Consider the following 12951-nt stretch of genomic DNA (forward strand, 5'->3'; position numbering starts at 1 on the left):
TGCGATCAGTTTCGATGACCGACCGTCCGCGGACAACCCCCCGCGAGCGGGACGGGAGCCGGAACGACATCGCGCCCCGCCCGCCCGCGACCGACGCCGGAGGAGGAAGGCCCGTGAGCCTGCCGCCCGAGACCGGTGCCCCGGCCGTCCCGGCCGACCAGCCGGACGGCGAGCGCCCCGTCCGCCCGGTACCCGAGGCCACCGTCTCCCGGCTCGCCGTCTACCTGCGTGTGCTGGGTGAGCTGCGGGAGTCCGGCGTCGAGACCGTCTCCTCGGAGGAGCTCGCGGGTGCGTCCGGCGTGAACTCCGCCAAGCTGCGCAAGGACCTCTCCTACCTGGGGTCCTACGGCGTCCGCGGCGTCGGGTACGACGTGGCGTCGCTGCAGGCGCGGCTGCAGGGCGAGCTGGGCATGGACCACCGGCAGTCGGTGGCACTGGTCGGGGTCGGCAACCTCGGTCACGCCCTCGCCGGGTACGCCGGGTTCGCCGGCCGTGGCTTCCCGGTCGGCGCCCTGTTCGACGTCGACGACGACCTCGTCGGCAGCGACATCAACGGCATCCGCGTGCGGCACGTCCGCGACATCCCCGAGGTCTGTGCCGCCGACGGCGTGACCATCGGGATGATCGCGACGCCCGGCCCCGCGGCCCAGGCGGTCTGCGACCTGCTCGTACGGAGCGGTGTGCAGTCCATCCTCAACTTCGCTCCGGTGCTGCTGCAGGTGCCGGACGACGTCGAGGTCCGCAAGGTCGACCTCTCGGTCGAGCTGCAGGTCCTCGCGTTCCACGTGGCCCGCCGGCACACCGCCGGTGAGACCACGGTCCCGGCCGCCGGCCGGGAGACGAGCGAGACGAACGGATCGGTGGTGTCCCCGCGATGAGCGTCCTCGTGGTCGGCCTGTCGCACCGCAGTGCGCCGGTCGAGGTGCTGGAGCGCCTCGCCGTCGCCCCGGGCGACGTGCCCAAGCTGCTCGAGGAGATGCTCGACCGCACGCACGTCGAGGAGGCCGTCCTCCTCTCGACGTGCAACCGGATCGAGATCTGTGCGGTCGTGGACGCGTTCCACGGCGGCCTGGGTGACGTCACCGACGTGCTCGGCGGCTACGCCGGCTTCCCGATCGGCGAGCTGTCCGACCACCTCTTCGTGCACTACGCGGGCTCGGCCGTCCAGCACCTGTTCCAGCTGGCCGCCGGCCTGGACTCGATGGTCGTCGGCGAGTCGCAGATCCTCGGCCAGCTGCGCAGCGCCTACGCCACCGCCGACGAGTCGGGCTCGGTCGGCAAGGTGCTGCACGAGCTGGTGCAGCAGGCACTGCGGGTCGGCAAGCGGGTGCACGCCGGCACCGGGATCGACGAGGCGGGCGCCTCGGTGGTCTCCGAGGCGCTGCGCGACGCCGACCGGGAGCTGGGCGGCACCGGTCTCGACGGCACCCGCGCCGTGATCGTCGGCGCCGGTGCGATGGGCGCGCTGGCCGCCGCGCACCTGCGCCGGGCCGGGGCGAGCGAGATCGTCGTCCTCAACCGTTCCGCCGAGCGCGGCGAGCGCCTGGTGGAGAAGGTGCTCGAGCAGGGCACCGCGGCGCGGTCCGCGCCGATGGAGGACCTGGCCGCCGAGCTGCGCACCGCGGACCTGATGCTCGCCTGCACCGGGGCGATCGGCCACGTCGTCGACGCCGGCCCGGTCGCCGAGGCACTGTCCGGTGCCGGTCGCGAGCGCCCGCTGGTCGTGTGCGACCTGGGCCTGCCCCGCGACGTCGACCCGGCCGTCGCCGACCTGCCCGGTGTCCGGGTGGTCGACCTGATCACGCTGCAGCGCCGGCTGCTCGACGCCACCGACGGCGGCTCGGTCGCGGCCGCCCAGAAGATGGTCGACGCCGAGGCGCAGCAGTACCTGGCCGGGCAGCGCTCGGCCGAGGTGACCCCGACCGTCACGGCGCTGCGCCGTCGGGCCTCCGAGGTCGTCGACGCCGAGCTGCTCCGCCTGGACGGACGGCTGCCCGACCTGGACGGGGATGTGCGCGAGGAGCTCTCCCGCACCGTCCGCCGCGTCGTCGACAAGCTCCTGCACACCCCGACGGTGCAGGTCAAGCGCCTGGCCGAGGGGCCGGACGGGGACAGCTACGCCGCCGCGCTGCGCACCCTGTTCGAGCTCGACCCGCAGGCCGCGGCCGCGGTCGCGGCACCCGTCCGCGGCTCCGACGCGACCGTCGACGGCAACGACGTGACGGCCGCACTGAACGCACCGGTCGACGGGCAGCCGTCGCTCGGGTCCCGCCCCCCGGAGCAGATCTCGTGAGCACGCTGAAGATCGGGACGCGACCGTCGAAGCTGGCGGTCGCACAGTCGACGACGATCGCCGACCGGCTGACCGCCGCCGGGCACCCGTCCGAGCTCGTCACCGTCTCCACCAGTGGTGACCGCTCGATGGCGCCGGTGACGCAGCTCGGCGTCGGGGTGTTCGTGTCGGCGTTGCGGGACGCGCTGGACGCGGGCGACATCGACGTCGCCGTGCACTCGTTCAAGGACCTTCCCACCGCCCAGCCCGAGCACCTGCGGATCGCCGCGGTCCCGGGCCGGGAGGACCCCCGCGACGCGCTCGTCACCGGCGGCCGCGTGCTGGGGGAGCTGGGCCGCGGGGCCCGGGTGGGCACCGGCTCGCCGCGCCGTGCCGCGCAGCTCTACGCGCTCGGCCAGGGGCTCGAGGTGGTGCCGATCCGCGGCAACGTGGACACCCGCATCGGGAAGGTCCGTTCCGGCGAGCTGGACGCGGTGGTCGTCGCCGCGGCCGGGCTCCGCCGGCTGGGCCGCATCGAGGAGGCGGACGAGCTGATCGATCCGCTGCAGATGCTGCCCGCCCCCGCCCAGGGCGCCCTCGCGATCGAGTGCCGCGAGACGGACACCGGGCTGGCGGACGTGCTGCGCTCGGTGCTCGACGACCCGGGCGTCCGCGCCGCCGTCGCCGCCGAGCGGGCCGTCCTGGCCACCCTCGAGGCCGGCTGCACCGCCCCGGTCGGTGCGCTGGCCGACGTCGTCTCGGACCTGGACGACGACGGGCGCGCGGTCGACCGGCTGTCGCTGCGTGCGGTGACAGGGGTCGGGGACATCACGGAGGGCGACGTGCTGCGCACCTCCGTCACCGGAGAGATGGACGCCGCCGAGAAGCTCGGAGCCACGCTGGCACACGAGCTGCTCGACCTGGGAGGAGAGGACCTGCGCCCCGCGGGCCTCGGCTCCGTGAACCGCTGGATCGGGAGTTCTTAAAACGATGACAGGACCTGCCAACACCCCGGGGCGGATCGCCTTCGTGGGCAGCGGACCGGGTGACCCGGCACTGCTCACCGTCCGCGCCCGGGACGTGCTCGCCGGCTCACCGCTGGTGATCACCGACCCGGACGTGCCGGAGTCGATCCTCGCCCTCGCCGCCGACGGGGCCGAGGTGCGGCCCGCCGTCGGCCAGCCCGCCGACATCGCGAGCGACCTGCTCGGCGAGGCCGGCCAGGGCCGGTCGGTGGCCCGGCTGGTCTCCGGCGACCCGCTGACCAACGACGCGGTCGTCGCCGAGGCGATGGCCGTCTCCGCCTCGGGCACGGCGTTCGACGTCGTGCCGGGCGTGCCCGCGTCCACGGCGGTCCCGGCCTACGCCGGTGTCGCCCTGGGCTCGGCGCACGTCGAGGCCGACGTCCGCGCGGGCGTCGACTGGGCGGCGCTGGCCGCGTCGCCCGGGCCGGTCGTGCTGCACGCCACCGGTGCGCTCCTCGGCGACGTCGCGGCCGGGCTCTCCGCCCAGGGCGTGCCCGGCGAGACCCCCGTCGCGGTCACCTCGGGCGGCACCACCTCCACCCAGCGGACCGTCTCGTCGTCGGTCGGCAAGCTCGCCTCCGACGGCGGCGACCTCGAGGGCCCGCTGGTCCTGGCCGTGGGCGACGCCGCAGGCCGCCGTGGCGAGCTCTCCTGGTGGGAGTCCCGCGCGCTGTACGGCTGGCGGGTGCTGGTCCCGCGGACCAAGGACCAGGCCGGCGTGATGAGCGAGCGGCTGCGCATGCACGGTGCCATTCCGGAGGAGGTGCCGACGATCGCCGTCGAGCCGCCCCGGTCGCCCGCGCAGATGGAGCGCTCGGTCAAGGGCCTCGTCGACGGCCGCTACCAGTGGGTCGTCTTCACCTCGACCAACGCGGTGAAGGCCGTCTGGGAGAAGTTCCACGAGTTCGGTCTCGACGCCCGCGCGTTCTCCGGCGTGAAGATCGCCTGCGTGGGCCGGTCGACCGCGGAGAAGGTCCGCGAGTTCGGCATCGAGCCCGAGCTGGTCCCGGACATCGACGAGGCGCAGTCCTCCACCTCGGAGGGCCTGCTGGACATCTTCCCGCCGCACGACGACGTCCTGGACCCGGTCGACCGCGTCCTCCTGCCGCGCGCCGACATCGCCACCGAGACGCTGTCCGCCGGGCTGCAGGAGCGCGGCTGGGAGGTCGACGACGTGACGGCCTACCGGACCGTCCGCGCCGCCCCGCCGCCCGCGCCGATCCGTGAGGCGATCAAGACCGGCGGGTTCGACGCGGTCTGCTTCACCTCGTCGTCGACGGTGCGGAACCTGGTCGGCATCGCCGGCAAGCCGCACGCCCGCACTCTGGTCGCCTGCATCGGCCCGGCGACCGCGGAGACCGCCCGCGAGTTCGGCCTGCGGGTGGACGTGCAGCCCGAGGAGTCCCGGGTCCCGACCCTGGTCGACGCGCTGGCCTCGCACACCGCGAAGCTGCGCGCCGAGGGGAACCTCCCGCCGCCGAAGAAGGTCAAGGCTCGCCGCCGCTGAGCGGCGCGCCCGTCCGGCCCCGTGTACCCCGCCCGCCGGGGGACGCGGGGCCGACGTGTGTTCGGGACGGTCGTAACCTGGAGCGCATGGGTTTCCCGGCGCAGCGCCCCCGTCGGTTGCGGACCACCCCCGCGATGCGGCGGCTGGTCTCCGAGACCGAGGTCCGTCCCCGGCAGCTGGTGCTGCCGATGTTCGTCCGTGAGGGCGCGACCGAACCGGTGCCGATCTCGTCGATGCCCGGCGTCGTCCAGCACACCCGCGACACCCTGCGCAAGGCGGTCGCGGAGGCGGCGTCGGCCGGCGTCGGCGGGGTGATGCTGTTCGGCGTCCCCGCGGTGCACGACGCGACCGGCTCCGGCGCCGTCGACCCCGACGGGGTCCTCAACGTCGCGCTGCGCGACGTGCGGGCCGAGGTCGGCGACGATCTCGTCGTCATGGCCGACCTGTGCCTCGACGAGTTCACCGACCACGGCCACTGCGGCGTGCTCGACGCCGAGGGCGGGGTCGACAACGACGCCACCCTCGACGTCTACGCGCGGATGGGCGTCGAGCAGGCCCGCGCCGGCGCCCACCTGGTCGGGCCGAGCGGGATGATGGACGGCCAGGTCGGCGTCATCCGGGAGGCGCTCGACGAGGCCGGGTTCACCGACACCGGCATCCTCGCCTACACGGCGAAGTACGCCTCGGCGTTCTACGGGCCGTTCCGCGAGGCGGTGAACTCGCAGCTCAAGGGCGACCGCAAGACCTACCAGCAGGACGGCGGCAACGCCCGCGAGGCGCTGCGCGAGCTCGCCCTCGACCTCGACGAGGGCGCCGACTTGGTCATGGTCAAGCCCGCGCTGGCCTATCTCGACGTGCTCTCCCGCGTCGCCGACGTCGCCGACGTCCCCGTCGCGGCATACCAGATCTCCGGCGAGTACGCGATGATCGAGGCTGCCGTCGAGAAGGGCTGGCTGGACCGCGACCGGACGATCCTGGAGACCCTCACGTCGATCCGCCGGGCGGGCGCCGACGTCGTCCTCACCTACTGGGCCACCGAGGCCGCGGGCTGGCTGGACTGAGCCTCCGCGCCGGGCCGCTCCCGGTCTGCTCCGCGCGGGGCGACCGCGTCCGCGCACCGATGCCGGGGTCTGCGGGACGGGTGGGTTCTGCGAGATCGCTGCCTGGGGAAGCGATTCTCCGGAAGGAGTGGCCCGGTCCGCCGGGCGGAGGCCACGGGCCGCGAGCTGAGGCGAACCCGTCCGCGGTACCGCCGAACGTGGCAAACCGGACACCTGTCCGGCTACCGTGGTGGGCGTGAGCAACGACCCCGGACAGCAGGGCCCACCGCAGTACTACCGGCCGGGCCCGTCGTCGGGGGCCTACCCGCAGTACCCGCAGAACCCGTACCCGCAGGGCTGGACCCCGGGTATGCAGCCCGCGCCGTACCCGCAGCAGGCCCCGGACCAGGCCGGCCAGGCCGGCCAGGCCCCGCAGTGGAACACCGCGGGCGGCTGGGGCCCGGCACCGTCCGGTGGCGGGAAGGTCGTGCGGCCGCGCCAGGTGCTGACCGGGCTGATCCTGCTGATCGCCGCGACGGTCCCGTTCCTGGTCATGGGGATCACGACGATGTTCCTCACGGTGGACGACGCGCTCCTGGACGAGTCCGGCATCCCGCGCGACCAGCTCGACCAGGCGATGGCGCAGGCCGGGATCACGATGGACCAGCTGACCCAGCTGTTCCGGGTGATGGGCGGGATCTTCCTGGTGTTGGCGCTGGTCTACGCGGCGCTGGCCGTCGTGGCGTTCCTCGGGCGGCCGGGGGCACGGCTCACGGTCGCGATCCTCACCGGCGTCTACGGGCTGCCGTTGCTGCTGATCATGGCTTCGTCGCTGCCGCTGTTCGCGGTGCTGGTGGTGGCGGTCGCCTCGGCCGGCGTCGTGATGCTCTACAGCCGCCCGGCGAACGAGTGGTACGCCTCCCGCAAGGTCGGGGCCGCACAGCGGCCTGCCTGACGGCTGGGAGACTGGCGGCGTGAGCACTCCGCAGAACCCGGAACCGAAGGAGTCGGCCCGCCTGTTCGAGCGGGCGACCGAGCTGATCCCGGGCGGGGTGAACTCCCCGGTCCGTGCGTTCAATTCGGTCGGAGGGACCCCGCGGTTCATGGTCGCCGCCGACGGCTGCCGGCTGACCGACGCCGACGGCGGCCGCTACGTCGACCTGGTGTCGTCCTGGGGGCCGATGATCCTCGGGCACGCGCACCCGGCCGTCGTCGAGGCGGTGCGGTCCGCGGCGTCGCAGGGCCTGTCGTTCGGCACGCCGACGCCGGGGGAGATCGACCTGGCCGCCGAGATCGTCGACCGGACCCCGGTCGAGCAGGTCCGGCTGGTCAACTCGGGCACCGAGGCGACGATGAGCGCGATCCGGCTCGCCCGCGGGATCACCGGCCGCAGCGTGGTCGTCAAGTTCTCCGGCTGCTACCACGGCCACGTCGACGCGCTGCTCGCCGACGCCGGGTCCGGGGTGGCGACGCTCGGCCTGCCGACCAGCCCGGGCGTCACCGGGGCGCAGGCGGCCGACACGGTCGTCCTGCCCTACAACGACGTCGACGCCGTCCGTGCGGTGTTCGCCGAGCGCGGTGCGGACATCGCCTGCGTGATCACCGAGGCGGCGGCCGGGAACATGGGCGTCGTCCCGCCGGTCGAGGGCTTCAACGCCGCCCTGCGGGACCTGTGCCACGCGAACGGCGCGCTGCTGGTGGTCGACGAGGTGATGACCGGCTTCCGTGCGTCGAAGCAGGGCTGGTTCGGCTGCGACGGCGTCGCCGGCGACCTCTACACCTTCGGCAAGGTCATGTCCGGCGGGCTCCCGGCGGCCGCGTTCGGCGGCTCCGTCGAGCACATGTCGTTCCTGGCCCCGGCCGGGCCGGTCTACCAGGCGGGCACCCTCGCCGGGAACCCGGTCGCCGTCGCCGCGGGGCTCACCACGCTCCGCAACGCCGACGACGCCGCCTACGCGACCCTGGCGGCGAACGCCGACCGGATCGGCCGGATGGTCACCGACGCGCTGACCCGCGAGGGCGTCCCGCACACCGTGCAGTACGCGGGCACCATGTTCTCCCCGTTCTTCACCGACACCCCGGTCACGGGCTACGCCGGCGCGAAGGCCGCCGAGACCTGGCGGCACCCGGCGTTCTTCCACGCCCTGCTCGACCACGGGGTCTACTCGCCGCCGTCGGCGTTCGAGGGGTGGTTCGTCTCCACCGCCCTCGACGACGCCGCGTTCGAGCAGATCGAGACCGGTGTCGACGCTGCCGCGAAGGCCGCCGCGTCCGCCACCCGTCCGGACGGGGCCTGAGCGTGGGTGACCGGACCAGCCCCGCCCCGAGCGGCCCGGTGACCGTCGTGCACCTGCTGCGGCACGGCGAGGTGCACAACCCGGAGAAGGTGCTCTACGGCCGCCGACCGGGCTTCCGCCTCTCCGACCACGGCGAGGCGCAGGCCAAGACGGTCGCCCTGCACCTCGGTGACAACGACGTCGCGGCGGTCGTCGCCTCGCCGCTGCTGCGTGCGCAGCAGACGGCGGGCCCGATCGCGGACGCGCACGGTGTCGAGATCGGCACCGACGACGGGCTGATCGAGTCCGGGAACCTCTTCGAGGGCAAGCGCTTCGCCGTCGGCGACGGCGCGCTGCGGCGCCCGCACGCCTGGCGGCTGCTGCGTGACCCGTTCACACCGTCCTGGGGCGAGCCGTACCTCGACATCGCGCACCGGATGCTGGGCGCGCTGCACGCCGCGCGGGAGCTGGCACCCGGCCGGGAGATCGTCTGTGTCTCGCACCAGCTGCCGATCTGGACGGTGCGCCGCTACCTGCTCGGGCAGCGGCTCTGGCACGACCCGCGCCGCAGGCAGTGCGCGCTCGCGTCCCTGACCAGCGTCGAGTTCACCGGGGCGCGGATGACCGGGCTCCGCTACGCCGAGCCGGCCGGGCCCAGCGGCGCGATGGTGACCGGCGCATGAGGCGCGTCCTGCTCCCGCTGCTCGCCGCGCTGCTGCTGGTGGGGGGCTGCGGTGTCGGCCGCGACGCCGTCGGCTCCGGGCCGCAGGAGTTCCGGTTCGTCGCCCCGGGCGGCCAGACCCGGATCACCTACGACCCGCCGGAGAGCCGCAGCCCGATCACCGACCTGCGGGGCGAGAGCCTGCTGAGGCCCGGGACGGAGGTCGGGATCGGCGACCACCCCGGCATGGTCCGCGTGATCAACATCTGGGGTTCGTGGTGCGGCCCGTGCCGTACCGAGGCACCGGAGCTGCAGGCGGTGCAGGACACCGCCCGCGACGACGCCGTCGTGCTCGGCATCGACGTCCGCGACGACCGGCAGGCGGCGCAGGACTTCGCCAACGACCGCGGGCTCACCTACGACTCGATCTTCGACGAGTCCGGCCGCACCCTCGCCCGGCTCGACGGGTACCCGCGCAACGTCGTCCCGTCGACGATCGTGCTGGACCGCCAGGCCCGGGTCGCGGCGGTGTTCCTGGTGCCGGTGGGCAGCTCGGACCTGTTGCCGCTGATCACGAAGCTGGCCGCGGAACCGGCACCGGCCGCGACCGGGTGACCCACGGCGACCACACGGTCGCACTACACGTTGTAGAACCCGCTGAACGTTGCGGCGTGTCGCCCTTCTACCCTGGGATTCGATGGACGCGACCACCACACTGGCGATCTCGGGACCGCTGCTGCTCGCAGCGCTGGTCTCGGTCGCCGCCGGGCTGGTCAGCTTCGCCTCGCCGTGCGTCGTCCCGCTGGTCCCCGGCTACCTCGCATACCTGGCCGGGCTCGTCGGCGCGCAGTCCCCGCCGGTGACGCCGGCCGAGGCCGCCGAGCGCGCCGCCGCCCGGTCCGCCGGGCCGGGGGCCACCGGGCCGGGCGGCACCGTCGTCGCCGGGCGACGCACCGCCGACGGCCGCTGGCGGGTCGCCGGCGCCGCGCTGCTGTTCGTCGGCGGGTTCACCGTCGTCTTCGGCGCGATCATGGTCGGTGCCGTCTGGCTGTCCGACGTGCTGATCGACAACGAGGCCGTGCTCCAGCGGATCGGCGGCGTCGTGATGATCGTGATGGGGCTGGCGTTCGCCGGGCTCATCCCCGCCCTCCAGCGTGAGTACCGCGCGCACTGGACCCCCCGCGCCGGGCTGGCCGGCGCCCCGCTGCTGGGCGCCGTGTTCGGGCTGGGCTGGGTGCCCTGCATCGGCCCGACGCTGGCCGGTGTCGTCGCCGTCGCCGCGGGCACCGGTGGCGGATCGCTGCGCGGCGTCGTCCTGATCCTCGCCTACTGCGCGGGGCTGGGCATCCCGTTCGTGCTGATCGCGCTCGGCGCCACCCGCGCGGTCGGTGCGCTGGGCTGGCTGCGCAGGCACACCCGGGCGATCCAGGTCGCCGGCGGGGCGCTGCTGGTCGTCGTCGGTGCCCTGCTGGTCTCCGGGCTCTGGGCCCGGTGGCTGGTCGCCCTGCAGGTCTCGATCGCCGGGTTCACCCCGCCCATCTAGATGAGCTCCCCGCCGACCGCCCCGCCGCAGCCGCCCGTGACGTCACCGGACGGCGAGCCACCGTCGCACCGGCCGGGACCGCTGTCCACGGTGTGGGCGTTCCTGCGCAACACCTGGCGTGGCCTGACCAGCATGCGCACCGCCCTGGTGCTGCTGTTCCTGCTGGCGCTGGCCGCGCTCCCCGGTGCGCTGCTTCCGCAGCGCTCGCTGAACGCGTCGCTGGTAGACGACTTCTACGCCGACAACCCGCTCGTGGCCCCGGTCGTCGAGGCCGTCGGCGGCTTCGAGGTGTTCGCGACCCCGTGGTTCGCGGCCATCTACCTGCTGCTGATGATCTCCCTGGTCGGCTGCGTGCTGCCCCGCTCGCTGGAGTTCTGGCGCGGCATGCGCCAGCCCCCCGTGCGGACCCCGCGGAACCTGTCCCGGCTGCCGCACCACACCGGGGGCGACAGCGCCGAGGACCCGGACGCGGTGCTCACCCGGGCCCGGACGCTGCTGCGCGGCTGGCGGCGGACCGAGCGCGTCGAGGACGACGGGTCCCGGACGATCTCCGCCGAGCGCGGGTACCTGCGCGAGACCGGCAACCTGATCTTCCACCTCAGCCTGATCGGGATCCTGGTCGGCATGGCGGGCGGCAAGCTCTACGGCTACGACGGCGACGTCATCGTCCGCGCCGACGGCAGCGAGTTCTGCAACAGCTCGATCCTCGGCTACGACACGTTCAACGCCGGCCTGCGCATCGACGGCACCGAGCTCAACGAGTTCTGCGTCAAGGTCGACCGGTTCGACGGGAGCTGGCTCCCCAACGGCCAGGCGTCGTCGTTCGCGTCGCAGATCGGCTACCAGACCGGCGAGGACCTCGAGAACGGCGTCACGACCTGGCGCCCCTACGAGCTCGCCGTGAACCACCCGCTGCGCACCGACGGCGACCGCGTCTACATGACCGGCTACGGGTACGCGCCGGAGTTCACCGTCACCTGGCCGGACGGCCAGAGCCGCACCGGCGACATCCAGTGGCGGCCGGTGGACCAGGGCGGCACCCAGCTGTCGGAGGGCGCGACCAAGTTCGAGCGACCCGGTGTCACCGACCCCGACGTGCGGCGCACCACGCAGCTCGCGGTGACCGGCACGTTCGCCCCGACCGGCGCGGTCGACCAGGAGGGGAACCTCGCCTCGGTGCACCCGGACCTGCGGGCGCCGACGGCGGACGTGGACGTCATGCTCGGCGACCTGGGCATCGACGACGGCCGCGGCCAGTCGATCTTCAGCGTCGACCAGCAGAAGATCGACGACGGCGAGCTGCGATCGGTCGCCCAGGCCCGGCTCGGCATCGGCGACACGGTACGGCTGCCCGACGGGACGGTCGTCCGGTTCGACGGGGTGACGCCCTGGGTGAACCTGCTGGTCGGCCACGACCCGACGCAGTCCTGGGTGCTCGTGTCGGCGATCGTGATGCTGGGCGGGCTGACCCTGTCACTGACGATCAAGCGCCGCCGGTTCTGGGTGCGGGTCGTGCCCCGTGACGGCGGTAGCCGGATCGAGACCGGCGGCCTGGCCCGCACGGACCGGGCCGGGTACGGCGAGGAGTTCGACCGGCTCGCGGGGGAACTGCTCGAGAAGACGACGAAGAAGGACGGTTGAGGTCAGATGCTCGTCGATCCCGTGTTGTCGGAGTGGAGCGACCACCTGTTCCAGGCCACGCTCGTCGTGCTCCTGCTCGCACTGGTGTTCACCACGCTGGAGTACGCCGCCGCCCGGGTGGCGAAGGCGACCAGCAAGGAACCGGCCACGGTCGGGGGAGCGGGCGACGGCGACACGGCCGTCGCGGTGGCGGAGGCCCCCGACGACGCCGGTGCGGCGCCGGGCCGTCCCCGGTCGGACCGGTACGGCCGGATCGGCGTCTCGCTCATGGTCCTGGCGGCGCTCACCCACATCGGGTCGATCGTGCTGCGCGGGTTCGCCGCCTACCGCTGGCCGCTCGGCAACATGTACGAGTTCACCTCGGCCCTGTGCTTCATGGCGGTCGTCGCGTGGCTGGTGCTCCTCCGGAGGCACCCGGCCCTGCGGCCGGCGGGTGTGTTCGTGCTCACGCCGGTCGTGCTGCTGATGTTCGTCACCGGCACGGTGCTCTACCTCGAGGCGGCGCCCGTGCTGCCCGCGCTGCAGTCGTACTGGATCATCATCCACGTCACGACGATCACGCTGGCGTCCGGACTGCTGCTCATCCCCGGGGTGTCGAGCCTGCTGTTCCTCATGAAGCGCAGCGGGAAGCCGTCGGGGCTGGCGGGCAAGCTGCCGTCGGCCGAGGCGCTCGACCGGCTGGCCTACCGGGTCACCGTGCTGGCGTTCCCGCTGTACACGTTCGGGATCATCACCGGCGCCGTGTGGGCCGAGGCCGCGTGGAACCGGTTCTGGGGCTGGGACCCGAAGGAGACCGTCGCGTTCGTGGCCTGGGTCCTGTACGCGGCGTACCTGCACGCGCGGGCCACGTCCGGGTGGCGGTCCTCCCGGGCGGCCTGGATCAACGTCCTGGGCTTCGCCACGATCGTGTTCAATCTCTTCTTCATCAACATGGTGGTCTCCGGGCTCCACTCGTACGCGGGCTTCTGACGTCTCGACCACCCGGG

Annotated in this window: 12 protein-coding genes; all 12 read left to right on the forward strand. The window is 73.8% G+C overall.

What is annotated here, in order from left to right:
• Nucleotides 1-113 precede the first annotated feature (113 nt).
• The 12 genes from AD017_RS16530 to ccsB all read left to right on the forward strand — a co-directional run bounded on the left by AD017_RS16530 (nt 114) and on the right by ccsB (nt 12934).
• Entirely contained in the window at nt 114-878 is a 765-nt protein-coding gene (locus AD017_RS16530) for a redox-sensing transcriptional repressor Rex (RefSeq protein ID WP_060574771.1), read from the forward strand.
• Nucleotides 875-2293 carry a glutamyl-tRNA reductase gene (locus AD017_RS16535; RefSeq protein ID WP_010239771.1) on the forward strand — a complete coding sequence of 473 codons (1419 nt, stop codon included), beginning with the start codon at nt 875-877 and terminating at the stop codon, nt 2291-2293. Before AD017_RS16530 ends, AD017_RS16535 begins: the two co-directional genes overlap by 4 nt.
• Nucleotides 2290-3258, forward strand: a complete 969-nt coding sequence (hemC, locus tag AD017_RS16540) for a hydroxymethylbilane synthase (RefSeq protein ID WP_060574772.1) — start codon at nt 2290-2292, stop codon at nt 3256-3258. The genes AD017_RS16535 and hemC overlap by 4 nt, the downstream gene beginning before the upstream one ends.
• 4 nt (nt 3259-3262) lie before the next feature.
• A complete protein-coding gene (locus tag AD017_RS16545) occupies nt 3263-4804 on the forward strand; it encodes a uroporphyrinogen-III synthase (protein WP_029239855.1) in 1542 nt (513 codons plus the stop codon).
• Nucleotides 4805-4890: 86 nt separating this feature from the next.
• Nucleotides 4891-5865: a porphobilinogen synthase gene (gene hemB, locus AD017_RS16550; protein WP_082538259.1), complete on the forward strand. Its 975-nt coding sequence runs from the start codon at nt 4891-4893 to the stop codon at nt 5863-5865.
• A gap of 235 nt (nt 5866-6100) precedes the next feature.
• Nucleotides 6101-6799: a hypothetical protein gene (locus tag AD017_RS16555; protein WP_145982519.1), complete on the forward strand. Its 699-nt coding sequence runs from the start codon at nt 6101-6103 to the stop codon at nt 6797-6799.
• Nucleotides 6800-6818: 19 nt separating this feature from the next.
• Nucleotides 6819-8141, forward strand: coding sequence for a glutamate-1-semialdehyde 2,1-aminomutase (gene hemL, locus AD017_RS16560; protein ID WP_060574775.1), 1323 nt, complete (start codon nt 6819-6821; stop codon nt 8139-8141).
• Nucleotides 8142-8143: 2 nt separating this feature from the next.
• Nucleotides 8144-8803: a histidine phosphatase family protein gene (locus tag AD017_RS16565; protein WP_082398767.1), complete on the forward strand. Its 660-nt coding sequence runs from the start codon at nt 8144-8146 to the stop codon at nt 8801-8803.
• Entirely contained in the window at nt 8800-9396 is a 597-nt protein-coding gene (locus tag AD017_RS16570; RefSeq protein ID WP_010239755.1) for a TlpA disulfide reductase family protein, read from the forward strand. The genes AD017_RS16565 and AD017_RS16570 overlap by 4 nt, the downstream gene beginning before the upstream one ends.
• Nucleotides 9397-9478: 82 nt before the next feature.
• Nucleotides 9479-10324 (forward strand): cytochrome c biogenesis CcdA family protein, encoded by an 846-nt coding sequence (locus AD017_RS16575; protein WP_060574776.1) that lies wholly within the window; start codon nt 9479-9481, stop codon nt 10322-10324.
• A complete protein-coding gene (locus AD017_RS16580; protein WP_010225654.1) occupies nt 10325-11965 on the forward strand; it encodes a cytochrome c biogenesis protein ResB in 1641 nt (546 codons plus the stop codon).
• A 6-nt stretch (nt 11966-11971) separates the two neighbouring features.
• Nucleotides 11972-12934: a c-type cytochrome biogenesis protein CcsB gene (ccsB, locus tag AD017_RS16585; protein WP_010225656.1), complete on the forward strand. Its 963-nt coding sequence runs from the start codon at nt 11972-11974 to the stop codon at nt 12932-12934.
• Nucleotides 12935-12951: the final 17 nt, after the last annotated feature.

It is taken from the genome of Pseudonocardia sp. EC080619-01, from assembly GCF_001420995.1.
Classification (GTDB): Bacteria; Actinomycetota; Actinomycetes; order Mycobacteriales; family Pseudonocardiaceae; genus Pseudonocardia.